This window comes from Jonesia quinghaiensis DSM 15701 (assembly GCF_000423205.1).
GTDB lineage: Bacteria > Actinomycetota > Actinomycetes > Actinomycetales > Cellulomonadaceae > Jonesia > Jonesia quinghaiensis.
In genome coordinates this window covers 149,251-175,708 of the sequence record NZ_AUHN01000004.1, presented here as the reverse complement: position 1 = coordinate 175,708, position 26,458 = coordinate 149,251, and the positions used below count along the sequence as shown (strand labels likewise).

The window sequence follows — 26,458 nt, the reverse complement described above, 5'->3', positions numbered from 1 at the left end:
GAGCTGAGGGTGCTAGGGGGCGCTGACCCTTTCAAGGTTCGGCACACACCGTGAGGCTTACACACAGGTACATCGCGCCGCCGCTGTGACTGTGTGATGCTGGGGGTCATGGAACAGCTCATCATGATCATTGCAGTGCTGCTCATCACCGTTGTCCTTGTGGGTATTGGTGACCGCACCGGGTTACCGTGGCCGGTGCTCCTCACGTTGTCGACAGCAGCCATTGTGTTTGTGCCGTGGATTCCAGATTTCAGGATCGCCCCTGACATCATTTTGCCCATATTTTTGCCGCCATTGTTGTGGGCTTTGGCGCGGAAAACATCGTGGTCAATGTTCCGTGCCCGGTGGCGAACGATCCTTGGTTTCTCAGTGCTTTTGGTTGCAGTGACAGTAATCGCTGTGGCTCTTACTGCGTGGATTCTTGTCCCTGGAATTGCGATTGCGGCTGCCATTGCTTTGGGCGCCGCTGTGGCACCACCAGACCCGGTTGCGGTGGAGGCAGTGGCGGAACCTGTTGGGTTACCGCGCCGTTTAACGGGGCTTCTCCAAACGGAGGGCCTCTTTAATGACGCAGCATCATTGGTGATTTTCCAAACGGCGTTGGCGGCGACACTCGGTGATGAACAGTTCCTTTTTGGTCCTTTGGTGGTCCATTTCTTTGTGTCATCTGCGATTGCGGTAGCACTTGGTTTAACCGTTGGGTGGGTGGGGATCGCCTTAACGCGATGGCTGAACAGCAGTGTGGGGCGCATCGCCTTGACGATGGTGTTGCCTTTCGCGGTGTATCTCCTCGCGGAGGAACTTCACGCATCGGGTGTTATTGCGGTTGTTGTGGCGTCAGTGCACATGGCGTCCACCCCTGATATTTACGATGCTGATGATCGAATCACGGCGACCTCATTTTGGGGCGTCATTGATGTTTTAGTCACCGGGCTTGCTTTCGCGCTTATTGGTTTGGAATTGCGTGACGTTATTGACGCGGCAGGCACCCAGTTGTTGACGATTGCAGCATGGGGTGTGGTCATTTCTGTGGTGCTGATTGCGGTTCGCGCACTGTGGATGGTCATGGTGTGGCAGATGCACCGGCGTAAAGCACCAGCGTCCTCACCACGAGATATTCGCGATGCGGTGCTCCTGACCTGGTCGGGGATGCGCGGTTTGGTGACCCTTGCGTTGGCTTTGTCGTTGCCTCAGACGTTTGCGTGGCGCACCGAATTTTTGGTGATTGCTTCGGTGGTTCTTGTTGTCACCATGATTGTGCCGGGGTTGACGTTGCCGTGGTTGGTGCGCACGTTGAAGCTGGCTGACACCAGTGAGGATGAGAAGGAACGTGACATGCTGGTGGCCCGCGCCCGGGGTGCGGCTGTGGCGTCGTTGCGTGAGGCGTTGGATAAGGTGCCGGATGGTGTGAAGGGTGATGCGCGCGAGATGCTGAATCAGTTTTCGCAGGCAAGGTCCGGTGGCGTTGAAGGGGAATTAGCTAGTTCCGCCGATGCGCCTGTTGAGTCTGTGCGTGCGTGGAAGCGACACCGTGACGCGTTGGCACGGGTGCAGTCCCGGGCCATTGAGCAGGCTCAACGTGAGATTTTGGATGCCCGCAGTGAGCCGGGCGTGGACCCTCACCTCGCCGATTCGGTGATTGAAGAGCTGGACCGCATGATGCTGTCGCGTAACCCTCGCGACCACTAGGTCAGAGGCATCGGCTCCCAACAGTTTTTGTCAGCGTGCTTCTCTGCCGTCCCGCTGTGCCCGCGCTACCGCGCACGAACTCATGGGTCTTGTCTACCTAGGGTGACATTGCCATTTACCATTTTCGTCGTATGACATTGAATCCGAGGGCCTCGAGTTCTTCGCAGAGGGGGTCGTATCCTTTGTCGAATGCTTCGAAGATGTCTTGGGATTCCCATTCTCCGATTTCGTAGTCGTAGTGCTCTTGGAGCAGAGAAACCCATGACAGCAAACGTTGCTGCGTGTCAGGTGGGATGTCATCCCATACGTCTGGTCCCGCTTCGGTGGAGTACACAGGTACGCCAAAGTAATCAGGTGAGAATATAAGTTCTCTTCCCATGGTGACCTCGTTTGAGTTCAGGAATATTGCTGGTTTAAACCATTATGAAACCGCTATAACCGACGAGACCATCATTTTTCACGAGTTTGAGGCCCGCACACGGCGAATCCGCGAACTCGCGGGGAACATGGGGGGCGAGGGCGGTGTGCGTTAGTGGATGGCCAAAGGGATTACGATGCGTGGGCGGCTTGGGCCAGAACAGTGCCGAGGACGTCGAAGTTGTCGCGCGCATTGCCGATGCTCACCCGAATATGTGGCCCAGCGTCCAACGCTGTGCGGCTGTCTAAAGCGGTGTGACCATCTCCAGCAGGGCGGCTTCCTATCGGGGTGGAGGTGGAACCTGACCCGCTGGTGGTGAAGGGGTCGCCGGGGGCGACACGGATTCCTTGGGCGGCGAGGAACACCATGGCGGCGCGTTCGCTGGTGACGGGAATCCACATGTTGAGGCCTTCGCCGTGGAGGGTGTTCACGCCGTGGCTGGTGAGGGTTTTGTGGATTTCGCGGCGGCGCCGTGCGTAGTTGGCGCGGGCTGCTGCGACGTGGTCTTGGGTGGCGCGGTCGTTGAGGAGTTCAAGGAGCACGGTTTGGAGGATCCGGGATGTCCAGCCGGGGCCGAGCATCCGCCGGGCGACGAGTGGTTGGATGATGCGGCGTGGCCCACCGACTGCTGCGATGCGGAGGTCTGGGCCGTGGGATTTGCTGTAACTGTGGATGTGTATCACCTGGTGGGGGAGGTGTGTGCCGAGGGATAGGTCGGCGGTGGAGCAGATTGCCCCACAGTGGTCGTCTTCGATGATGACGATGTCACGCCCGCGCGGGTGGGACATGATCGCTTGGGTGATGTCGCGGATTCGTTCTGCGGTCATGGTTGCGCCGGTGGGGTTTTGGGCGCGTGGTTGCAGGATCAAAACGTCGCACCCGGCGTCAAGTGCAGCAGTGATTCCCGTGGGTGTGGCCCCATGGCCGTCGATGGTGACGGGTACGGGTTGGGCACCAAGGACGTCGATGAGGTCGAGGAATGGTGGGAAGCAGGGGTTTTCCACACCTACCCGCGAGCCCACTCCCACGAGGATGTCGAGCACCCGGGTGAGGCCGTCGAGTGCCCCGTCAACGACGGTGATTTCTTCTGGGGTGGAGGGCCAGGCGGCGCGTAACCGTTTTTCGAGGAGGGGGAGCACGGGTTGCCCCAGGTAACTGGAGGTCACAGCCCCGGATGTGCGCCGCCCGAGGCGCGCGAATGCTGGCCCGACGGTGGGGAGCAGGTGGGGGTCTGGGGTTCCTGATGACAAGTCAAGGCGGTAGGGCACTTGTGCGCCATCGGCGAGGTCCCGGTAGCGCGGTGGTAGCCATGATGTGTTTTGTTCAAGAACAAAAGTGCCGGCCCGCCCCCGTGAGGTGATGAGCCCTGACTCGGACAGGGCGTGCCACGCCCCAGCGACGGTGCCTGGTGATACCCGCAGTTGTGTGGCGACGTCACGCACGGTGGGGAGGCGTGTTCCTGCTGCTAGTTCACCGTTTCTGATGCGTCGCCCTACTGCTGCGGCGATGCCCGTGGGGGACACGTCGTGAAGCTCTGTCAGGAAGTCCATAGTTAAGGATGCCCACGCCCTGGGGGCTTGGATGACCAGATCGAACAGATTTAACACACCGGGGTTAAACGTTTTTCTGAAAGTAACCCGGCGCAACGCGACGGAAATGTTCAAGGAGCAGAGTCACACATCATCACCACCCGCCACGTGAACTGCTGAGGAGAACCGTGAACAACGTCAAGATCGCACTGACTCAGTGCACCTGGACCGGCGACAAAGAGTCGATGATCCAACTGCACGAGGACTACACCCGCAAAGCAGCTGCTGAGGGTGCACAGATCATTTGCTACCAGGAACTCTTTTACGGCCCGTACTTTGGGATCACCCAGGACACCAAGTACTACGAGTACGCCGAAACCATTCCTGGGCCAAGTACAGAACGTTTCTCGGCGCTGGCGAAAGAGTTGGGCATCGTCATTGTGCTTCCCATCTATGAGGAAGACCAACCCGGCGTGCTGTACAACACGGCCGTTGTGATTGATTCTGACGGGTCAGTAGTTGGCCAGTACCGTAAGCACCACATCCCGCACCTGCCAAAGTTTTGGGAGAAGTTCTACTTCCGCCCAGGCAACATGGGGTACCCCGTGTTTGACACAGCGGTGGGCAAGATCGGTGTGAACATTTGTTACGACCGGCACTTCCCTGAAGGGTGGCGCGCCCTGGCCCTGGGTGGCGCGCAAATCGTGTTCAACCCCAACGCCACCGCACCAGGTGTATCCAACCGGTTGTGGGAAATTGAGCAACCCGCAGCCGCAGCTGCTAACGGCTACTTTGTGGTTGCCACGAACCGTGTCGGGTTGGAAGACAACGAGTACGGCGAGGAGGCCGTGAACTTCTACGGCTCCTCCTACGTGGTTGGCCCTGATGGGAACTTTGTGGGCGAGGTTGGGTCATCCACTGACCCACAACTCCTTATCCGTGACATCGACCTTGATGAGATCCGCACCGTGCGGGAACGGTGGCAGTTCTTCCGTGACCGCCGCCCTGACGCGTACGGCTCACTGGTTGCCCCGTAACCAGACGCGCCCTTAACAGCAGGCGCCCCGCCACCGGAGGCGACCCCGGGCGGCACGTGTGTTTTCACTCCACGTGCCGCCCGCCCTCCCGGGCACACCGCCCACGGCACAACCTGCCCTCTCGCAATCCCCGCACCACGCATCGCACGGCACACGGAAGGAACAAGCACATGTACACACTCATCACCGGTGGAACAGTTGTTAACGCCACGGGAAGTGGGCTCGCCGATGTCCTCATTGAGGACGAGAAGATCGTTGCGATCCTGGAACCTGGCTCCACCGTCCTGGGTACAGCGTTCCTCGCCGGAGTCGACAAACTTATCGATGCGACAGGCAAGTACGTCATCCCAGGTGGCATTGACGCACACACCCACATGGAGATGCCGTTTGGTGGCACGTTCGCATCGGACACTTTCGAAACGGGTACTCGCGCTGCCGCGTGGGGCGGCACCACCACCATCATTGACTTCGCGGTGCAGTACGCCGGGGAAGACGTCCTGACCCAGTTTGCGCGCTGGCACGAAAAGGCCGCGGGCAAATGCGCCATCGACTACGCATTCCACCAAATCATTGGTGGGGTTAATGACACGTCACTGGCCGCCATGGACACCCTCATTGATGAGGGGGTGTCCAGCTTCAAACTGTTCATGGCCTACAAAGACGTGTTCCTCTCCGACGACGGCCAAATCGTCCAAGCCATGCAACGCGTCTCCCACAACGGCGGGCTGTTGATGATGCACGCCGAAAACGGCTCCGTCATCGACCTCCTCCAAAAACAAGCCCTAGAACGCGGCGACACCGACCCCATTAACCACGGCCTGACCCGCCCATGGCAAACCGAAGAAGAAGCGACCTACCGGGCTATCCGCCTCGCCGACCTCACAGGCGCCCCCCTGTACATCGTGCACGTGTCCGCGAAGCAAGCCGCCCAACGCATCGCCGAAGCCCGCGACACCGGCCAAAACGTTTTCGGGGAAACCTGCCCCCAATACTTGTGGCTCTCCCTCGAAGACCAACTCGGTGCCCCCGGGTTTGAAGGCTCCAAATGGGTGTGCTCCACCCCGCTGCGCTCGCGGGCGCACGGGCACCAGGACCACATGTGGACATCGTTGCGCACAAATGACCTGCAACTGGTGTCCACCGACCACTGCCCGTTCTGCATGAAGGGGCAAAAGGAAATGGGCTTGGGCGATTTCACAAAGATCCCTAACGGCATTGGGTCTGTGGAACACCGCCTCGACCTGATTTACCAGGGCGTGGTGACGGGAAAGATTTCTTTGGAGCGGTGGGTTGAGATTTGCTGCACCACCCCGGCTCGCATGTTTGGACTGTATGGGAAGAAAGGTGTGCTTCAGCCGGGCGCTGACGCGGACGTGGTCATTTATGACCCGAATGGCACCACAAAAATCTCCGCTGAAACCCACCACATGAACTTGGATTACTCCGCGTGGGAAGGGTGGGACATCAACGGTCACGTGGACACGGTGTTGTCCCGCGGGTCAGTCCTCATTGAGGACGATGCGTACCACGGTCACGCCGGTCACGGCCAGTACGTCAAGCGCGGTTTGTCCCAGTACTTGTTGTAAATCGTCCCCCCCACTTACGCCCCCGCCACTTACCTCACCCTGAAGGGAACTGACATGGATTTCGGTGTCGTCCTCCAACCAGACCCACCCACCCAACGCACCGTTGAGATTGCTAAGCGGGCAGAGTCCTACGGTTTCACGCACGCGTGGTTGTTTGACTCCCACCTGCTGTGGCAAGAGCCCTTCCCCATTTTCAGCAAAATCCTCAACGAAACGCACCGCATCAAAGTGGGCACGTATGTCACAAACCCTGCTACCCGGGATTGGACGGTGTTGGCGTCAGCGTTTGCCACACTCAACGAAATGTATGGCAACCGGACGGTGTGCGGCATCGGGCGCGGTGATTCAGCGTTGCGTGCTTTAGGGCGTAAACCAGCCACACTCAAGGAACTGCGCCAAGCGATCCATGTCATTCGAGAACTAGCGAACTCTCGGCCTGTTGAACACGAAGGTGCGACACTGCGATTCCCGTGGGCGCGCACCTCAGAGCTGGAAATGTGGGTGGCCGCCTATGGGCCGTTGGCGTTGAAACTGACCGGTGAGGTGGGGGACGGGTTCATCCTGCAACTTGCAGATCTAGACATCGCAGAATGGATGATCAAAACAGTGCGGAACGCCGCTGAAGCTGCAGGCCGCGACCCCATGGCTGTGAAGTTCTGCATTGGTGCCCCCATGTATGTCGGTGACGGTGATGACCCGGTCGCCCGGGCACACATGATTGACCAGTGCCGCTGGTTCGGTGGGATGGTCGGCAACCACGTCGCTGACATTGTGGCCAAATATGGGTCAAGCGGGTCAGTACCTAAAGCGCTCACCGACTACATTGAGGGCCGCCAAGGGTACGACTACAACTCTCACGGCCGGGCCACCAACACCCACACCGACTTTGTCCCTGACGAAATTGTGGAACGGTTCTGCCTCATTGGTTCCCCCAAGGAACACATCGAAAAACTGAACGCACTCAAAGACCTCGGGGTCAGCCAGTTCGCCGGGTACCTCCAACACGACAATAAAGATGCGACCCTCGCCGCATACGGCAACACCATTATTCCGGGGGTCCAGGACGCAGTGTTGGCCCGGTCATGAACGCCGTGAAAGCTGTCCTGTCCAACAAAGTAGTCGCCGCGGTCCTCGCGATCATCGCCGTGGCAGCACTATGGGAAACATACAAAGCACTAGGCCCCGACCAGGGCGTTTCCCTTGGGGAAACCCGTATTTTGCCCCGCACCACAGACATCACCATGCCGCACACGTGGGAGATGATCCAACGCGTTGTTGAACCTGTCTCGGGGGCAACAGGGGCGCAACCATTATGGTTTGCCGTCTTCGCAGCAGCGGTCTTCACCTTCTCCATCGCCATCGCTGGGTGGCTGATTGGGGTAACCGTTGGGGTAGTCCTCGCCGTGGTGATGCAACGCCTCGCCATCATCGAACGAGCAGTCCTGCCACTCGTGATCATCTCCCAAACGGTTCCACTCATCGCCCTAGCACCCCTGGTGCGATCCTGGGGTTCACAAATCACCATCGGAACGGTCCCCTGGCAACCGTGGATGTCCGTAGCAGTGATCGCCTCCTACCTGGCGTTCTTCCCCGTAGCTGTCGGAATGCTCCGCGGTTTGCAATCACCACCCACCATCCAGGTGGAACTACTCCGCGCCTACGGCGCCGGATGGTGGACCACCCTGATGCGACTGCGACTACCAGCCAGCGTCCCCCACCTGATACCCGCACTACGACTAGCAGCCGCCAACGCCGTCGTGGGAACCATCGTCGCCGAGGTAGCAACCGGACTACCCGGAGGCATCGGCCGCATGATCCTCGAATACGCAAACTTTGCGTCCTCCGACCCCGCAAAACCCTGGGCCCCAATCTTCGGGTCCATCATCCTGGGACTGATCGCCGCCGGAGTGATCACACTCCTCGGACTTCTCCTACGCACCTACCGACGAGTGGAGACATCATGACAACCCGCCCCGCCATCGAAGTCACCGGCGTCCACCGTGTCTTTGGCCGTGGACCCACCGCCGTCACCGCACTACACGACATCAACCTCAGCATCGCAGCCGGCGAGTTCATCTCCCTCATCGGCCCATCAGGCTGCGGAAAATCAACCCTCCTGCGGCTCATCGCAGACCTCGACCAACCCACCGACGGAACCATCACCGTGTTCGACCACTCCGCCAAAGAGGCACGCCTCGCCCGCGAATACGGCATCGCCTTCCAACAAGCAGGGCTCCTACCCTGGCGCACCGTCGCCCAAAACGTTGACCTACCACTCCAACTCGCCCACCAAGGCAAACGAGCACGCAAAGAACGGATCGACCACCTCCTCGACATGGTGGGCCTCACCGACTTCGCGAACCACTACCCCGACCAACTCTCCGGCGGCATGCAACAACGCGTCGCCATCGCCCGAGCACTCGCCGAAGAACCCTCACTACTCCTCATGGACGAACCCTTCGGCGCACTCGACGAAATGACCCGCGAACACCTCCAAACCCAACTCCTACGCATCTGCGCAGAATCACGGGCAGCCGTCGTATTCGTCACCCACTCCATCCCCGAAGCCGTGTTCCTCTCCAACCGAGTCGTCGTCATGTCACCACGCCCCGGCGAAATCCGCCGAATCGTCGACATCACCCTCGACCGCACCAGCGACGACCTGCGCACCAACCCAGCATTCTTCGAATCAGTAGCAGCAGTACGCGACGCCCTCCACAACGGAGCCCCCGCCGGCGCAGGAGTGGACCTACGATGACCACCACCCTCAAACACGCCGCAGCTACCATCGCACCCCCACTCATCCTGTTCACCGCGCTACTGGCCGCCTGGCAAGCATTCGTCACCCTCGGCGACATCCCCGCGTTCATCCTGCCCGGTCCAACAGCCATCGCCGACCAATTCACCCAATTCCGCGAACCCATCACCGGAGCAGCACTCACCACCGGACGCAACGCCCTCATCGGGCTCATCATCGGAGCGATACTCGGCATCCTCACCGCCATCATCTCCGCCACGCTCTGGATCGCCGACCGCATCGCAGAACCCATCGTCACAGCGCTCGCCGTCGTCCCCATCGTCGCCCTCGCCCCCGTGCTCTACTCCATGTTTGGGGCAAGCTCAGAACAAGCCCGCATCATCGTGGCAGCGCTCGCCGTCTACGTGCCCGTTTACCTCAACACCCTCACCGGGCTACGCCAAGTACTCCCCGTCCACCGCGACCTCATGCGAGCACTCGCCGCAAAACCACTCGACGTCATCCGATACGTCACCATCCCCACCGCCACACCCCACGTCTTCACCGGGCTACGGATGGCATCCGCGCTCGCAGTGATCTCAGCGATTGTGGCCGAGTACTTCGGTGGCCCACGCTCCGGTGTTGGGTCCTTCATCACCACAGCTGCCGCCGGGTCAAACTACGCCCAAGCGTGGGCGTACGTCCTTGGCGGAATCGTGGTGGGTTTGGTGTTCTACACCACCACGCTGGCATTAGAAACATACGCCCTGAGAAAGGCAGGACACCGCTGAACCTGACGCCGCACCACCGGCATTAACACTGACCCCTGGAAGGGAAACTCATGAGAACTCGTTCAAGATTCTTCGCCCCACTCGCCCTTACACTGACCGCTGGCCTCGCCCTGTCCGCCTGCTCTATTGGCGGCACGTCAGAAGCAACCGAACCCACCACTGCAAGCGGCGAGTCCGCAAACCTCACCCCTGTGAAACTCCAACTACAATGGCTCACCCAAGGCCAGTTCGCCGGATACTACGCGGCCCTAGACCAAGGGTTCTACGAAGACGAAGGCCTCGACGTGGAGATCATCCCCTCCGGTGGTGACATCGTTCCCCAAGATGCCCTCGCCCAAGGTGAAGTGGACTACGCCATTGCGTGGGTGCCTAAAGTTCTTGGGTCCATCGAACAAGGCGCGAACATCACCAACGTTGCGCAAATCTTCGAACGCTCCGCAACCCTCCAGGTCGCATTCGCTGACTCCGGAATCACCACCCCTGCTGACCTTGAAGGGAAAACAGTTGGCTCCTGGGGTTACGGCAACGAGTGGGAACTCTTCGCTGGGCTGAACAAAGCAGGCGTCACCGACTTTGAGCTCGTCACCCAAGCCTTCGACATGCTCGGCCTGCTGAACGGCGACATCGACGCAGCCCAAGCAATGACCTACAACGAATACGCCCAACTCCTCGAAACCATCAACCCGGACACTGGCGAGCTGTACACACCAGAAGACTTCACCATCATCGACTGGAATGACGAAGGCACCGCCATGCTCCAAGACGCCATCTGGGCTGACGCGGAACGCCTCGAAACCGACGCCGAATACTCCGAAACCACCGTCAAATTCCTCAAAGCATCCCTCAAAGGCTGGATCTACGCCCGGGACAACGCTGAACAATCAGCAGAAATCGTCACCGCAGCTGGCTCCACACTCGGCACCAGCCACCAACTATGGATGGTCAACGAGGTCAACAACCTCATCTGGCCCAACACCACCGGCGGAATCGGCATGGTCGACCAAGCCGCCTGGGACGCCACCGTCGCCATGGCACTGGAAACATCCAACGAAACTGGCGCCACCATCATCAGCGAAGCACCACCAGAAAGCGCCTACTCCACTGAATATGTGGAACAAGCGCTCGCTGAGCTCACTGAAGAAGGCATTGACGTGACTGGTGACGGGTTCACCCCGCTCAGTGTCACCCTCAACGAGGGCGGCAACTAGCCCCAAGCCACACCGCGAGTGGGTGGGGGTGCCAACACCTCCCTGGTGCCCCCACCCACCCCGGATGCCACGTGCCCCTCCCGCCTCACCGCCCATTCACTCACCCACCAGGAGCAGCCTCATGGCCACCAGCATCGGCGTACCCGCCGCCCCAGATACCGACATATCCGTCACCCCTGATGAGGCGATCGCTCTGGACCGCGCCCACGTGTTTCACTCGTGGTCAGCGCAAGGCGCACTCAGCCCGATGCATATCACCGGCGGGTCGGGCAGCACCGTGTGGGATGCCCAGGGCAAGCACTACCTTGATTTTTCGTCGCAACTGGTGAACGTCAACATTGGTCACCAGCACCCTGCGGTGCTGGCTGGTATTCACCAGCAAACAGACATTCTCACCACTATTGCGCCGGGGTATGCGAACCTGGCCCGGTCGCGGGCCGCGAAACTCATTACTGACCGGGCACCGGACGGCTTTTCGAAGGTGTTTTTCACCAACGGCGGTGCTGACGCGAACGAAAACGCGATCCGTATGGCCCGTGAATTCACTGGCCGCCCCAAGGTGTTATCCGGTTACCGGTCCTATCACGGCAACACCGGTGCAGCTATTAATGCGACGGGGGACTGGCGGCGCCTCCCCAACGAGTACGCCACCGGGCATGTTCGGTTCTTTACCCCTTACCTGTTGCGCACCGAGTTTTGGGCCACCACTGAGCAGGAGGAAACCCAGCGGGCACTGCACCACCTAGAACGAGTCATTCAGAGTGAAGGTGCGGCGAGCATCGCTGCGATCCTTTTGGAAACCGTGCCGGGTACTGCCGGTATTTTGACGCCCCCTGCCGGGTACTTGCCCGGGGTCCGGGAGATCGCTGACCGGTACGGTATTGTGCTCATTTTTGATGAGGTGATGGCTGGTTTTGGGCGCACCGGTAACTGGTTTGCGTTCGAGGAGTACGGGGTGGTCCCTGATCTCATCACGTTCGCTAAAGGTGTGAACTCTGGTTATATTCCTGCTGGTGGGGTCATTATTTCTGATCCTATTGCGGACTTTTTCTCTGACCGGGTGTTCCCTGGCGGGCTCACCTACTCAGGCCACCCGCTGGCGATGGCTGCGATTGTTGCCACGCTGGAAACCATGGCAGCTGAGGATATTGTCGAAAACGCGGCGAGCATCGGCCGGGAGATCCTTGGCCCAGGGTTACACCGCCTCGCAGGTAAGCACCCGATGATCGCCCAGGTGCGCGGCCTTGGGGTCTTTTGGGCTGCTGAACTCACTGAACCTGGCACACTAACCCCCACACCACCAGCGACCATGGCGCGCATCAAAAATTACTGCCTTGACCACGGGCTGATCGTGTTTCAGGCGGATAATCGGATACACATGGTCCCCCCGTGTGTGGTTACCGCACACGAGGTGGAACGTGCCCTACAGATTCTCGACGCCGCGCTGAGCAGCGTCACCGCGTCACCACTTTCATCACCGGAGGAAACCTCATGACAACGCCTGGTACTGACACCACCCCAGCAACACCCAGTAAACGTGCAGTGGTGACGGGGGCGTCCTCGGGTATCGGCGCGGCAACAGTGCGCGCGTTAATCGCAGACGGTTGGGCTGTGGTGGGAGTGGCCCGCCGTGAGGACCGCCTCGCTGAGCTTGCCGCTGAGACTGGTTGCGACTACGTGGTCGCTGATATCACTGACAAAGACAGTGTCACTGCAGCGATCACAGCGATCACCGCTCTTGGCCCTATCGACGCACTGGTCAACAATGCTGGTGGTGCGCTGGGTATTGACCGTGTGGATTCTGCTGATCTTGACCTGTGGGAACGCATGTATGACCTCAACGTGATTGGCACGTTCCGCATCACTAATGCGCTGCTACCGGCGTTGCGGGAAACCGCTGGGTCCATCGTGTTCATTACCTCCACCGCAGCTCACGAACCTTATGAGGGGGGCGGGGGTTACGTGGCATCGAAATACGCTGAACGTGTTGCAGCCCGCACGATGCGCCTGGAACTTGTGGGCGAACCGTTACGGGTCATCGAAATTGCGCCGGGCATGGTGCACACAGAAGAGTTCTCCCTAGTGCGGTTTGGCGGCGACAAGTCCAAAGCAGACTCAGTGTATGACGGTGTGCCCAACCCGCTCACTGCCGGTGACATCGCTGAATCGATCCGCTGGTCGTTGTCCATGCCACCTCACGTCAACATTGATTCCTTGGTGGTGCGCCCCGTTGCACAGGCCGCTTACACCAAAACGCACCGCGTTACCCAGAACTAAAACACAGCATTGCTGCCTGGTGGTCTGTGAGGCAACCTGCGTCGTTGCGAGGTAAAAACGCAGGCCGATGCCCGCCCCGCCGGGCAGGCACAGCCAGTTGGGTGAAGGTAGCGTAAGTGACAGATGCTTGTGCTCCCGCCTGGCGGTACACACACGAATTTTTCTCAGCGAAGGAGACCCATGAGCGAGTTAACTATTGGTTACGCAGCGATGTTGGAGCAGTTCCACCCCACGGACATCATCGAATACTCGGTGCTTGCTGAGCAGCACGGATTTTCCGGTGTCATGGCAGCGGACCACTTCCAACCGTGGGTTCCCCAACAGGGCCAATCGGCGTTTGTGTGGAATGTTTTGTCGGCGTTGGGTGAGCGCACCGTTGGCGACCTGGGGCCTGGCGTGACCGCCCCAACGTTCCGGTGGCACCCGGCGATGGTTGCTCAAGCTTCGGCGACTTTAGCGGCTATGTATCCAGGGCGTCACTGGCTTGGGTTGGGGTCCGGTGAGGCACTGAACGAGCACATTGTGGGGCAGTATTGGCCAGAAGCCCCTGAACGCATTAACCGCATGTTTGAAGCGATCGACATCATGAAGAAACTGTTCCACGCTTCGCTGAATGGCAAAGACGTGAAACACCATGGCCAGTTTTACAAAATGGAATCTACCCGGCTGTGGACCATGCCTGAGGTTGCCCCAGAGATCCTTGTCGCAACAGCGGGGCCTGTGACGGCTAAACGCGCAGGTAAGCACGCTGATGGGCTCATAACGGTTGGTGCGCCGTTGGAAAAAATTGAGATGCTGTTTGGTAAGTTCGCCGACGGTGCCAAAGAAATGGGCCGTGACGCTGACGCGATGCCCAAGGTGCTGCAAATTCACATGTCGTGGGCACCCACGGATGAAGAAGCCCTCACCAACGCGATGACGGAGTGGCCAAATGGGGGTATGAAGTTCCCGAAGGCTGACATTCGTTCACCATTTGAGTTTGAACAGATGGCTAAGCTCGTGCGCCCGGAGGACTTTGAGGGGCGCATGGTTATTTCCTCTGACCCTGACGAACACCGCGCGCACATTCAAAAGTTCGTGGATCTTGGGTTTGACCGTATCTACCTCCACAACGTGGGGCGCAACCAGAAGGAATGGATCGAGGTTTTTGGGCGTGACGTGCTGCCTAAACTGAGCCGGTAAAAATCGGGAGTTCGCTTCCAAAATATGGACAAACCTCGTTCCGCGGTGACGCGGGGCGGGGTTTTGTCATGCTGTCATAAAAATGTTCTCTCACCTGTCTGAATATCAGGTTCACTGATACGTCGCACCACTTTGAACCTCCAGTGGACGTATCTGAGTGTGATCGCGGTCGCTGGGTGAAAAAACCTTCCAACTGGCAAGTATTGGTGGTGGGGTGGCTACAGTAAAGCGAACGAACGATCGCTGAACCCTTGTGTAAAGAATTAATGGGGTTAAAAGCGGTTAAAAGACATTCGTTTAAGCCCGCCCCCAAGGATTGATATGCAAAAGACCTCTGCTTCAGCGCGCCCAAAAAATTATGGGCCGCGCCCCGTCATCCGATCTTCACGACGAATGCTCAGAGCTATCTCTGTCACCGTCAGTGCTGCGTTGATTGTTCTCACCGGCTTTGTAGCATTGCCAGCGTCTGCGAACACCCCACTGCCTGTTGGTGTGGACTTCATCGCACCTGATCTCGGTAACCAAACCGCCGACGGACGCGTCATCGTGAATGAATCAGGCACCTACACCTTTGGTCTGTTGTATCAACCAACCAATTTCACAGACGACTACGAATCTGTTCGAGTGGGTTTCACACTGGAGGAGCCAGCTGCTCTGGAAATCCCAGACTCGGCACTAGTTGTCCCACTCAATACGCGGGCTATCCAAGAAATTCGCCGCGTTCCAGGCTCTCCTGGTGAACTGGACATCATCTTCATAGAGAACGTTCGCGAGTTTTTTGCTGTCAGGCAGATTGACCAAGAATATTTGGAACTCGAGTTCACCTTTGATCTTGATGGTTCCGGGACTGGTCCTGCAGAACTCTCTTGGTCAGGCCTCACTGACCCATTGAGCGTCCTGGTTGTTGCAAACGGTGATGAACTTATTGGTGTTTCCGATGAGTGGGAAAAAACAGCGCAGAACCCCTCGTCATCTGGCATTACAGTCGCCAATGATGGCGTGACGGTTGCTGAATCCTACACCGGCCGCACCCAATACTCGCTCCACCGCGAAACCCAATCGGGCGGCAACACGGTTTTCACTGACACCCTTGACCAACCGTGGGTGTCCTACGACCCAACCTCTTTTAGTGCCACCCTCACCTCGTGGGAAGACGGCGGCTACGGGTATGGGCCACAAACAACCCAAACATTAACTGCGGCCGAACTCGGCGCAGTCATCACCACCGTTGATGGTGTGCAGACGTTCTCGTTCGTTCAAAACCTGCCGGAGAACTCCCAACTCACTGTCAACTACGCAACCACCGTGACAGATCTTCCCGCGTTCCGCATCGACCTTGAGGCCGCATACGCCGCCGCAAACGGCGAAGGCGTGCCCTTCTATGTGTCCGTCGGCAACGAAGCAGACTACACGGTAGGCGGCTCAACTGAGCAAGATACCGCCACTGTGAACCACGGTTCAAACACCTACGCACCACCGCGCCCCAACATTGGCGCAGCTTTCGCTAAGTCCGTCACCCCGACAGCCTTGGGTTTCCGTGATTTCACCGGAACCGCTCTCGACGCTCCCCAAGAGTTGGAATACACATTCCGTGCAGACCTGCGTGAGTTTGACCCACCGGCGGACCTCGTCGATGACCAGTACTACCAACTCACCGATGATGTTTTTATCGTTGACACCCTGCCTGTTGGTTCAACGTGGACGCCAGCCAGTGCACCATTCATCACCGCAACGGTTAATGGGGTGGATACTCCACTCACTGAAGCCCTTGATCCACTGGACCCACAAGTGGGTGAGTATGTTGTTTCCGGTGACCAGCGCACACTGACCGTTAACGTCGGGCGCGATGTCACAGAGAACTGGACCGTTACTGCGGTGTCAACATTGACATCCCTCGAAGCAGCGGGACGCTCCACGCACCCTGAAACGGGATACGTCACCTACACGCACCGCAATAACGCTCAGTTCCGTTACACCACTGATGGTGATGGGACCGAGCGCACCACCACGCGCCGAGCTACAACCACAGTCCGCGACCGTGGCGACACAACTGATGGCGTCACAGACTCCACCGTGTTCACCAAGAGCGCCGACCAATCTCTGGTCAACGTCAGGGTGGGCGAAGCAGCGACCATTGCTTACGACATTGTGGTTGATGCGACGTCAGCAAACGATGACCAGATCGACATTGCCACCACCAACATTGTGGACCATGTTGATGAGGACATCTTTGACCTCGGCGATAACCTCGAAAACGTTGGAATTACCGCGACCTACAAAGGAAACGCGCTGACAGCGTCTTCTTTCGAGTTGGAGCGGGTAGCGGACGGTGTGCAAATCACTCCGAGCGCAGAATTCCTCACCAGCCTGCAAACATGGGGTGGCGATGGGCGTCTCGTTGTGACACTTGAGCTGCAAACGCACCCTCTGATGGAACGTCAAGTTCTGGAAATCACCAACCAGGCAAGCTACCGCGGCACGAAATCGATTGACGGTGACTACCTTGGTGGTGTCAGCGTCACTGGTTCCTCGCTTGGTGAAGGAATCCAGGTCTTCAAGGAGATCTACGACCCTGTCACTGGTGAGTTCACCAACAACCTTCGGGTTGAGCACACTGATGGAACACCTGACGAGGCTGCCTACCAACCAGGTGACTTCACCTACAAGGTGACGTTGATTGTTCCACCAGGCTATTCAGGTCCGCTCCGTTCCATTGAAGACGACCTCACAGGTGCTGGGCTCACTCTTGACGGGTTTGTGGCGAGCGCTGAATCACCAACTGCCACAACCAATGACCAAAACGTGGGCCGTAATATTCGTGCCGTTGTTGACCAAGGCAACATGATCATTGATTCTTCGGGCAATGTTGCCGCTGGTTCTGACGCGGTGTTCGAGATCATGTACCGAGCCAACATTGATTCGTGGGAGGTGGACTCACCTGTCATGAACAAGGTCAGTAACTCCACCGCCACGGTGACGAAAACGAACGACTACCCACTGAACATTTTCAAAGTTGATGCTGATGACCCAAACGTCACCATCGATGATGACACGGCCGTGTTTGAAGTTCTCGACTCGTTGAACAACGTTGTGGTCGATAACGCGTACGTTGTTGGTGGGCGGTTGGTTGTTCCGGGCGACACGCCGGGAACCCACAGTGCGTTGCGTGTTGCTACTCCAGGGCAGTACACCATCCGTGAGGTGCGTGCGCCGCAGGGTTACTACAAAACTGCTGACACGTTCAGTGTGACGGTTGAACCAGATGGCACATCGTTGTCCGTGGAGATTCCGAACACCCCCATGGATGCGGGCACCATTTCCCTGGTGAAAACCGTTGATGGTGGACCAACTGAGGCAGACAACGCCAACTACAACTTCACCTGGACAGCTACCCCTCCAACGGGAGTGTTGCTTGAAACAGAACAACTCTCCGGGCAGGTAACTGTTCCTGGTGATGGCACCGTGACCGCCCTAGGTGTCCAGTTCCCTCCCGGTACACAGATCACCCTTGTGGAAGAAGATGCCCCAGAGTTTGCTGGGCACGCCTTCCTTGGTGCAGTCCTCAGCGATTCTGAGGTCACTGTTCTTGCTGGTCAGGATGTTTCAGTGAATGTCACCAACACCTACCAAGCGGTGGTGTCCATTGGTGACTACGTGTGGGTTGATGAAAACCGCGATGGGCGCCAAGACCCGCAAGAACCAGGGATCCCTGGTGTCGTTCTTGAGGTCACTGGCCCAGACGGTCAACCGGTCACCGACGTGTTCGGGGACCTTGTCGACCGGGTCACCACTGATAAAGATGGTGGCTACCACTTTGGTGACTTGCCGGTGCTCCAACCTGGTGAGTCTTACACGGTGAGCATTGTTCGTGAGGAATCAGGCGACGCTTTGCGGGAGTACCTGCCCACCACACCTGGTGTGGGGGACCGTGAAGGGGACTCCTCTGAGTGGACTGCCACCTCGGAAGGGCTCACTGAAGGTGGAGACCACGACCCAACCCTCGACTTCGGTTTCGTGCGCAGAACGTACGCGATTGGTGACTACGTGTGGATTGATGAAAACAATGACGGACGTCAGGGAGAGTCAGAGCCGCGCCTTGCGGGTGTGACCGTTGACCTTCTTCACGCTGATGGTTCGGTGTTGGACACGACAACAACTGACAGCGAAGGCCGTTACCTCTTTGATGAGCTGCCAGCTGGTGACTATCAGGTGCGGTTTACTTTGACCGACGCTCAGCAGAAGAAGTACCAATTCACTAAGCGTGACGCGGGTAAGAACAGTGCCGTTGATTCTGATGCTGATGTGTCAACCGGGCTGACGGTCATGATCACGTTGGGTGCTGGCAATGACAACCTCACCGACGACTATGACCGTCCGTTCACCGCAACTGAAGGTGTGGACCCCACGTGGGACGCCGGTGTGGTGCTGCTGCCTGAAGCGCCTGTGGATGGCGCTCTCGGTGGTGGCGAAGACGGCGGAAACCCATCACTGAGTGATGCAGAGACTGGCGCTGATGAGGGGGTCGCCTCTGGTGGTGGTTTGAGTGACACTGGGTGGTCTGGCTTGGCATTTGCGCTGGCTGCAGGGGCACTCATCGTTGCTGGTGGTGTGATTGTTCTGGCACGTCGAGGGCGGGTCACTGACGGTCTGTAGTCAGTCACTCACGTGTTCCTTATGACTGTGGGGCGGAAGCTATAGCTTCCGCCCCACAGTCTTTTTGTGTGCTGTGTTTTACCGGTCTGAGGTTGGTGGGGCATCGGCTGATTCAGCAGTGTCGAGGGTGACGTTGCTGGGCAGCTCGTCGCCGTCTTCGGTGGAAATGTGTTCAAAGGTCAACGAGTTTAGGGTGTTTTGGCTTAGCGTTTGCGGACTAATCCGCGAGGGCGAGCGTTGTGCGGTTTTGGCTTGGTAGATCCCTGCAGTCACCCCGGTGACGTAGTAGTGCGCAGCAAGCTCACCGCTGAGCCCTGATTCGGTGAGGTATAGCAAGTAGGTGGTTCCTGGGGTGAGGATTTCTTCGGTGTCTGCAATAGAGACATCCCCAAATTGGCGCACGGTGATGGCGTCTGCCGGTGCTTCGCCGAGGACGGCGTCCTGGATGGTGACAGTCGACAGGGTAAACGGCGTGATGTCGTCGATGTCGTAGACAGTGGTTTGGGTGCCCACAATGCCAACAACTACCAGGTCAGAGTCGGCGCTCATGGCGTCAAGCGAATCGTAGAGGGCAACCCGTGAATAGTCGGTGGTTGTCATGGAGCCAGACTCGGTCAGGGTCAGGGTTGAGGCGCAACCGGTGAGGGCCAGTGCCATGATGCCAGTTAACGCGAGGCCCGCTGTTTGTGTGTGTCGCATGGTGTCGTCCTTGTCGATGCGTGTGTGCGGTGGCCGGGCGCGTCCGGCGGGTGTGGGATCAGTACAGGGCGTTGATTCCGTTGATTTCGTCGGTGGTGAGAGCAGTGACGCCGTTGTTGTAGGGGACAACGGCTTGGGGGTACATGATTCGATAGGAGTTGGAGACGTGCCCGAGCCCGAGTGAGTGCCCAAGTTCGTGGAGCCACAACACTTTGATGCGGTTTAGTGGGGCACTGGATTTCACGTAGTGGGTATTTATTTGAGATGAGGCTGAGCGTGTGCTTACCGCACCAGATAAACAGTTCACTTGGGCTCGCCCTTCCCAACCGGTTGCCCCGTAGTTACTGGTGCGGGCTGTGAATGCCGGTCCGCTTGCTGTTGTACGGGTGAGGGTGACGTCGGTGCGGATGTTGTAGTTGGAGATCGCGGAGGTTAAGCCGCTGAGGTAACTTCCGCTGACGCCGCTGCTGTTGATGCGTAGTGAAGATCCGGACCAGACGCATCCGTTGGTGGTGTAGGCGAGGGCGGGGGCTGCTGGGATAAATGTGGCACCGGTAAGCAGGGCGGTGGCAGCAATCGCAGCAGAGATGCGTGGGGGTCTCATACCTGAATTATGTTGATGATTCCGCGGTAATTACGGTGGCTAAACGTTTAAGAATTGCAGTTTTCCAAACCGTTACACAAAGTGCTTTCCTCGCGACACTGTTGTGTCTTCGGGGTGATGGGGATTGATGCCCGCAAAACGGGGCGGGCAATGTCAGTACCTGCGCTTATGCTGTGCTGGGCAGTGACATAGACCGCCACAAGCGGTGCAGGGGACAGGTGGGCACAACAGCATGATGGGCAGCACGCACGCAGCGACAGGAGCTGCGGCTTGGCTTGCGTTGGCCGGAACAGTGCCGGGCACACTTGGCATTGTGGGAGACTTCGATAACGCCGGGTTAGCTGCCGGTATGGCAGTGGCTGCAGGCGCTGCTCTCCTCCCAGACATCGACCACCACAATGGAACCATCGCTCACTCACTGCCACCGGTGTCAAACCTCGCAGCGAAACTTAGTGAAAACCTGTCCGGGGGGCACCGCAAGGGCACCCATTCGTTATTCGGTTTAGGTTTAGCGAGTGCGGCGTCTATTGGGGCTGCCCGGCTCCAGTTGGAACTTGATGGCACCGGGACACTGCACATTGGGGCAGGCATCGGTGCGATCCTGCTGTGCGCCTTCGCGCTGCGGGCACTCAACCTCACCGAGGGGCGCCTTCTCACGTGGATCGCAAGCCTTGGGCTTGCTGTGTGTGTGGTGCTGTTCGCTTCCAATAACTGGGTGTGGTTCCCCTCCGCAGTGGCCATCGGTTACGCAGCGCACCTCATCGGTGACCTGGTGACGACCGGTGGCATTCCTGTGACCTGGCCGTTTGTGATGAAACCACCCAAGTGGTGGCGGCGGGCACCCGTACTTTCCGATGTGTGGCGTGCTAGCGGCAACCTGTCCTTCCCGATTCTGGGTGACTCAGGCTCAAAGCGCGAAGAACTCCTTTTGTCGGTGTTAACCATGTGGATGCTGTGGGTGAGTGTCAGCCAATGGTTAGGGTTCGATGCGGTGCTGTGGTTAGCGACTGTGTCTGGGGCGTTGCGCAACGGTTAGCAACATAGTGCACCTAGGTTTTTGAGCGGCCTAGTGCGGTAACCTGCTTACGTTCGGTTCCTCAAGCATCGGCGTCATGAGGTTTTGTGGTGTGCGTTTGCTAGCACTTGCCCTACGGTGCGCCCGGTGAATAGGCACCCGCCGAGGAAGGTTCCTTCCAGTGCGCGGTACCCGTGCATTCCGCCGCCGCCAAACCCGTTGACCTCTCCAACAGCGTAGAGGCCGGGGATCGCGGTGCCGTCCTCGGCGAGTACTTCGCCGTCGAGGTTTGTTTCAATGCCGCCAAGGGTTTTGCGGGTAATGATGTGTAGTTTCACGGCGATTAGTGGCCCGTGGGTTGGGTCTTGGAACTGGTGCGGTGAGGAGACGCGCAGAAGTTTGTCACCACGGTAGGCGCGGGCTGAGCGCACAGCGTTGATTTGGCTGTCTTTGCCGAAGCCGTTCACTACTTCACGGTCGTGGGCGCGCACTTCAGCGCAAATGTTTTCCACGTCGAGGTCAGCACCGTCTGATTCACGGGCCATTTTCGCTACGAGCTCGTCGAGGGTGTCGGCAACCAGGAAGTCGAGGCCGCTTTCTTTAAACATTTCTACTGGCCCTGGTGCGCCGGGTTTCATCCGTTGCGCGAGGAGTTTCATGTCTTTACCGGTGAGGTCAGGGTTTTGTTCTGACCCGGAGAGCGCAAACTCTTTTTCAATGATTTTTTGGGTGAGCACAAACCATGAGTGGTCATACCCGGTCAGTGACAGGTATTCCAGGGTGCTGAGGGTGTCGAAACCTGGCCACAGTGGTGGGGGTAGGCGTTTACCGGTGGCATCGAACCATAGGGAACTGGGGCCGGGGAGAATGCGGATGCCGTGTTCTGCCCACACGGGGTCAACGTTGGTGACACCTTCGGTGTAGTGCCACATGCGGTCTTCGTTAATGAGGTGTGCCCCGGCATGTTCGGCGATGTCAAACATGCGCCCGTCAACGTGGGCGGGCACCCCGGAGAGCATGTGTTGTGGTGGGTCACCGAGCCGCACCGGCCAGTTAGCCCGCACGAGTTCGTGGTTTCCCCCAATACCACCGGAGGCGACAACAACAGCGGGTGCGCGGACTTCAAAAGCCCCCACTACTTCTCGGGACGATGCTTGCCCACGTGGGCTGGCATCGGGCAAAAGGACTGCGCCGCGCACCCCGGTGACGGACCCGGATTCCACGATCAGGTGGTCAACACGGTGTCGGTATCGGATTTCAGCCTGACCTGTTGCAACGGCTTGGGTGACTTTCGCGATGAAGGGGGCAACAATTGCTGGACCGGTGCCCCACGCAATGTGGAAACGGGGAACGGAGTTGCCATGGCCAATGGCGCCGCCACCACCACGCTCAGCCCACCCTACGACGGGGAACAGTTTCACTCCGAGGCTGGCGAGCCAGGACCGTTTTTCTCCGGCAGCCCATTCGACGTAGGCACGCGCCCATTTGCGGGGCCAATAATCTTCGGGGCGGTCAAACGATGCGCTACCAAACCAGTCCTGTAGGGCCAGGTCAAGGGAGTCTTTCACACCCAGGTGGCGCTGTTCAGGGGTGTCAACCAAGAATAGTCCGCCAAAGGACCACCAGGCTTGCCCACCCAGGTTGTGCGAGTTCTCTTGGTCAACGATGGTCACGCGTTTACCGGCGTCTATGAGTTCGCAGGCGGTCACTAACCCGGCGAGGCCAGCCCCGATGATGACTACATCCGGGGACGTCGGTGTGGTAACTGCGTTGTTCAACGTAACTCCTGACCGGGCCGCGGGCTTTCCTAGCAAGAGTAGGCCGCATGTGCGCAGATGTTAAGCGGTACACCCATGAACACGCAGGTCAGTAAAAATATGTGCTGCTGTGGTGGTGCCGTTCCACAAGAGTATGGGTTTCTATGCAGCAACGCCCGGCAGGAAACACAGAAGTGTTCCTAGCCGGGCGTTGCAGTGTTAGGTGGTGCGGGGTTAGCGCCCTGTGCCTCCGGTGAAGGTGACCTTGGGTGCTGGTGGGGTTTTCATGCCGTCACCAATGAAGTAGCTGGTGTGTGGTGGTTGGTTGTACCCGGAGTTCTGCCATGCCACAGCGACACGGTAGGTGGGGTCTTGCATGAGGGTGACCAACCGGTGTGTGGTGGGGATTCCGGTGGTGTAGATCCGTAGTTCCGAGGAGTCTTCAGAGCGGTACACCACTTCTTCACGCCAGTCACCAAAGAGGTCTGCCTGGAGGGCGGGGGTGCCTTTGGTGGTGTTGTTGGTGAGTGTGCCGTTGAACGTGGCGATCCGGTCGGATTTGTTGGATGTCCAGTTCCATTTAGAGATGGTTGGTGTTCCGGCTGCGATGGATGAGTTGTACGTGTGGTCACCGATTTCGCGCAGGAGGTCACCGTCCCACCACACCATGAAGTTCGCTGCTGGTGTGGAGTTGGAGATCTTTTCGCCCTTGGCGCTCATGAGGTAGCGCGTGGAGCTCATCGCCCATGATTCTGCACCTGGGTGGCGTGGGTCAATGTCACCGGTTGTGCCGCGGCCGGTGTCAGCGGTTGCGGGTGTGGACCAGAGTACTTGCCCAGTTTTGCCGTCACGGAAGGTGGAGCCCTTGTTTCCGGAGGCTTTCATGTCTTCGTGGACCATGAAGATTTCCATGCCGGGGCGTGATGGGTCAAAGTCACCAACGTGCAGGGCGTCTCCGTGTCCAGCTTTGGTGTTGTGGAGGACTTTCCCGTTGTCGTCGAGGACGAGTGAACCGAGGATGATTTCGTCTTTACCGTCACCGTCAACATCAGCGATGGACTGCTGGTGGTTTCCTTGCCCTGCGGTGCCGGAGTTGTTGTTGGAGTCAAACACCCAGCGTTGTTGGAGTTTGCCACCTTTGTAGTCGAATGCTGCGACGACGGTGCGGGTGTAGTAGCCGCGTTGGAACACAACGGATGGTGTTTTTCCGTCAAGGTATGCCACTGATGCGAGGAAACGGTCTACGCGGTTGCCGTAACTATCTCCCCAAGAGGACACGGTGCCACGTGCTGGGACGTAGTTAATGGTGCTTTGCGCTGCTCCGGTGAGTCCGTCAAACAAGGTGAGGTATTCCGGCCCGGACAGGACGTAACCTTTGGAGTTGCGGTAGTCCTTTGAGGCATCGCCAATCACGGTGCCTTTACCGTCTTTGGTGCCGTCGGCGGTACGGAGTACCACTTCGGAGCGTCCGTCACCGTTGAGGTCGTACACCATGTAAGGGCTGTAGTGGGCGCCTGCGCGAATGTTTTTGCCGAGCGAGATCCGCCACAACTGTTTGCCGTCCATGCGGTAGGCGTCGAGGAACACTTCACCGGTGTACCCCGATTGGGAGTTGTCTTTGGCGTTACTGGGTGACCACATGACGAGCATTTCGTAGGTGCCATCACCGTCGAGGTCACCCACTGATGCGTCGTTCGCTGAGTAGGTGTAGTTCACGCCGTCGGGGGTTTTCCCACCTGCAGGTTTTTGGAGTTTCACTGACCGGTAGCCGCTACCCCACACACGCAACCCTGTCGCCACGGCGGTTTCTTTGCCGTTGATGACGCTACGAATTTCGTATGACGAGGCGGGGGTTCCCCCAGCGTCGTGGAAGTTCGTGGAGTTGGTGATGGGTGCAGAGTTCAGTCTTGTGCCGTTGCGGTACACGTTGAACGCGATGTTTGTGGGGTCATCAGCGAGGAAACGCCAGGACACCAGGTTCCCGCCGTTGGAGCCGGGCACGGCCACAGCTGCACGGTCGAGGCGTTCAATTTCTTTGCCGTTGACTGGGGCTGTCACCGATTTGGGCGTGATTTTCACGGCGTTGAGGCGAGCCCCGGTGCCGCTTGCTTGAATGTTGAGTTGCCCATCGGACACGACAACCCCGCTGTGGGTGACGTCTTTAACGGTGCCTTTCCCAGCGTTGCCGTTGCCCGATGCTTTACCTTCGATGGTGAAGTCGGTGCGGCTGGTACCAAGCCAGTCCCCTGATGAGGTGGTGACGTCGTAGGTTCCGTTGGGGAGATCCACGGCGAAACGAATGTCTGCTGCGTTGACGAAGTCGCGTTGCAGGTCGTTGGCGCCACCTGAGGTGCCGCGGTCGCGGGAGTCAACGGTGGTTGTCAGGCCGTAACCGCGTGCAGCGGTGTAGGTGGTGGATGGGTCGACCCGGGTGTAACCGGAGGTGACGGGGGACGACGACGTCCCAAAGTCGAAGGTGTAGACGGGCGTCGCTGCCTGGGTAGGTGCTGCGACGACGGCGCTGCAGGCCACCGCAATCATGGCGGTGGCAGCGCCGACTTTCCGTCGGCGTGTAGTGCCGCGGTTGTGGCTCATGGTGCGTCTCCTTGAGGCGTGGTGTGGTGTGTGGTGCGTGCCGGGGAAGACTCTGGCACTGCCAACCACATGTGTTGGGGGAGGGGCGCACGTGGTGAACGTCGCTGGAACATCCTTGTCTGTGTTGCGGTTCGATAACAATGGCTGGTCAGGGGGACAAGTTCCCGAGCTTTTCGCGTCATAGGTTACCCCTGGTTGAAAACCATTGAAAAAGCAGGGCTTGTGACGCACCAGTAAGAGCTTTGCATCGATGGAGAGTGGTCCATGGGCAGGGCTCCCACCAGATGAATGGGTAGACGCGAGGAGGGGTTATTCCTCGAACATTTCCCGTGTGGACACAACAATCTGGGGTTCGTTGTGCCCTGAAACCGCAACCCCGTCCGCGGTCATGACAGTGCGGTCGTCCTCTGCACGGACCACAACACCGGTGCGGTCTTTGATGATTTCCACTACCTCATGGAAAGTGCTCTCTGACGTAGAGATGAGGACCACCCCCGCCTCATAGTCCAGACCATAGGAGCTCATAGTCGGCCCCAGCGTGTCGGTGACCGCTGCTACCCCAGGTGCGCTCGCGGCACCTGGGGTAGCAGGGGTGGCCGGGGCGGCAGCGCCCACATTCGTTGCCATGACTGCCGTCACTGTGAGGGTGATGCTTGCCAGCATCGTTGTGCGCATGGTCCC

Annotated in this window: 20 protein-coding genes; 13 read left to right on the top strand and 7 right to left on the bottom strand. The window is 58.6% G+C overall.

Features of this window, described 5'->3' with window-relative positions; genetic code table 11:
- Window positions 1-108: 108 nt before the first annotated feature.
- On the top strand, window positions 109-1,689 hold the full coding sequence (locus G538_RS0100860; RefSeq protein ID WP_029067828.1) for a cation:proton antiporter: 1,581 nt from the start codon (window positions 109-111) through the stop codon (window positions 1,687-1,689).
- 115 nt (window positions 1,690-1,804) lie between these two features.
- On the opposite strand, the gene G538_RS0100855 is transcribed toward G538_RS0100860, so the two are convergent.
- Window positions 1,805-2,068, bottom strand: a complete 264-nt coding sequence (locus tag G538_RS0100855; protein ID WP_029067827.1) for a hypothetical protein — start codon at window positions 2,066-2,068, stop codon at window positions 1,805-1,807.
- A 170-nt stretch (window positions 2,069-2,238) separates the two neighbouring features.
- Window positions 2,239-3,771, bottom strand: coding sequence for an aminotransferase-like domain-containing protein (locus tag G538_RS0100845; protein WP_245566756.1), 1,533 nt, complete (start codon window positions 3,769-3,771; stop codon window positions 2,239-2,241).
- Between the two features lie 53 nt (window positions 3,772-3,824).
- On the opposite strand from G538_RS0100845, the gene G538_RS0100840 reads away from it, so the two are divergent.
- The 11 genes from G538_RS0100840 to G538_RS18250 all read left to right on the top strand — a co-directional run bounded on the left by G538_RS0100840 (window position 3,825) and on the right by G538_RS18250 (window position 19,107).
- On the top strand, window positions 3,825-4,673 hold the full coding sequence (locus G538_RS0100840) for a nitrilase-related carbon-nitrogen hydrolase (protein ID WP_029067825.1): 849 nt from the start codon (window positions 3,825-3,827) through the stop codon (window positions 4,671-4,673).
- Window positions 4,674-4,843: 170 nt separating this feature from the next.
- Entirely contained in the window at window positions 4,844-6,259 is a 1,416-nt protein-coding gene (hydA, locus tag G538_RS0100835; RefSeq protein WP_029067824.1) for a dihydropyrimidinase, read from the top strand.
- A gap of 54 nt (window positions 6,260-6,313) precedes the next feature.
- Window positions 6,314-7,345, top strand: coding sequence for a TIGR03842 family LLM class F420-dependent oxidoreductase (locus G538_RS0100830; protein ID WP_029067823.1), 1,032 nt, complete (start codon window positions 6,314-6,316; stop codon window positions 7,343-7,345).
- Window positions 7,342-8,223 carry an ABC transporter permease gene (locus G538_RS0100825; protein ID WP_029067822.1) on the top strand — a complete coding sequence of 294 codons (882 nt, stop codon included), beginning with the start codon at window positions 7,342-7,344 and terminating at the stop codon, window positions 8,221-8,223. The genes G538_RS0100830 and G538_RS0100825 overlap by 4 nt, the downstream gene beginning before the upstream one ends.
- The gene (locus tag G538_RS14345) at window positions 8,220-9,017 is read left to right on the top strand and encodes an ABC transporter ATP-binding protein (protein WP_035832718.1); all 798 of its coding nucleotides are present in this window, start codon (window positions 8,220-8,222) and stop codon (window positions 9,015-9,017) included. The genes G538_RS0100825 and G538_RS14345 overlap by 4 nt, the downstream gene beginning before the upstream one ends.
- Window positions 9,014-9,787, top strand: a complete 774-nt coding sequence (locus tag G538_RS14340) for an ABC transporter permease (RefSeq protein ID WP_035832715.1) — start codon at window positions 9,014-9,016, stop codon at window positions 9,785-9,787. Before G538_RS14345 ends, G538_RS14340 begins: the two co-directional genes overlap by 4 nt.
- A 50-nt stretch (window positions 9,788-9,837) precedes the next feature.
- The gene (locus tag G538_RS0100810; RefSeq protein ID WP_029067821.1) at window positions 9,838-10,995 is read left to right on the top strand and encodes an ABC transporter substrate-binding protein; all 1,158 of its coding nucleotides are present in this window, start codon (window positions 9,838-9,840) and stop codon (window positions 10,993-10,995) included.
- 121 nt (window positions 10,996-11,116) lie between these two features.
- Window positions 11,117-12,490 (top strand): aspartate aminotransferase family protein, encoded by a 1,374-nt coding sequence (locus G538_RS0100805; protein WP_051196415.1) that lies wholly within the window; start codon window positions 11,117-11,119, stop codon window positions 12,488-12,490.
- Window positions 12,487-13,272, top strand: coding sequence for an SDR family oxidoreductase (locus G538_RS0100800; protein ID WP_029067819.1), 786 nt, complete (start codon window positions 12,487-12,489; stop codon window positions 13,270-13,272). The genes G538_RS0100805 and G538_RS0100800 overlap by 4 nt, the downstream gene beginning before the upstream one ends.
- 180 nt (window positions 13,273-13,452) lie before the next feature.
- Window positions 13,453-14,454 (top strand): TIGR03557 family F420-dependent LLM class oxidoreductase, encoded by a 1,002-nt coding sequence (locus tag G538_RS0100795; RefSeq protein ID WP_029067818.1) that lies wholly within the window; start codon window positions 13,453-13,455, stop codon window positions 14,452-14,454.
- A 321-nt stretch (window positions 14,455-14,775) separates the two neighbouring features.
- The gene (locus G538_RS18250) at window positions 14,776-19,107 is read left to right on the top strand and encodes an SdrD B-like domain-containing protein (RefSeq protein WP_029067817.1); all 4,332 of its coding nucleotides are present in this window, start codon (window positions 14,776-14,778) and stop codon (window positions 19,105-19,107) included.
- A 78-nt stretch (window positions 19,108-19,185) separates the two neighbouring features.
- On the opposite strand, the gene G538_RS0100785 is transcribed toward G538_RS18250, so the two are convergent.
- On the bottom strand, window positions 19,186-19,806 hold the full coding sequence (locus tag G538_RS0100785) for a hypothetical protein (RefSeq protein ID WP_029067816.1): 621 nt from the start codon (window positions 19,804-19,806) through the stop codon (window positions 19,186-19,188).
- 58 nt (window positions 19,807-19,864) lie between these two features.
- Entirely contained in the window at window positions 19,865-20,410 is a 546-nt protein-coding gene (locus tag G538_RS0100780; protein WP_029067815.1) for a M57 family metalloprotease, read from the bottom strand.
- A 232-nt stretch (window positions 20,411-20,642) separates the two neighbouring features.
- On the opposite strand from G538_RS0100780, the gene G538_RS0100775 reads away from it, so the two are divergent.
- A complete protein-coding gene (locus G538_RS0100775) occupies window positions 20,643-21,446 on the top strand; it encodes a metal-dependent hydrolase (RefSeq protein WP_029067814.1) in 804 nt (267 codons plus the stop codon).
- A 74-nt stretch (window positions 21,447-21,520) separates the two neighbouring features.
- Here the strand turns inward: G538_RS0100775 and G538_RS0100770 are convergent, their stop codons facing one another.
- From G538_RS0100770 to G538_RS0100755, 3 genes are all read right to left on the bottom strand, one after another.
- On the bottom strand, window positions 21,521-23,203 hold the full coding sequence (locus tag G538_RS0100770; RefSeq protein WP_029067813.1) for an FAD-binding dehydrogenase: 1,683 nt from the start codon (window positions 23,201-23,203) through the stop codon (window positions 21,521-21,523).
- Between the two features lie 213 nt (window positions 23,204-23,416).
- Entirely contained in the window at window positions 23,417-25,777 is a 2,361-nt protein-coding gene (locus G538_RS14335) for a rhamnogalacturonan lyase (protein WP_051196414.1), read from the bottom strand.
- Window positions 25,778-26,086: 309 nt separating this feature from the next.
- A complete protein-coding gene (locus tag G538_RS0100755) occupies window positions 26,087-26,452 on the bottom strand; it encodes a hypothetical protein (RefSeq protein WP_029067811.1) in 366 nt (121 codons plus the stop codon).
- Window positions 26,453-26,458 lie beyond the last annotated feature (6 nt).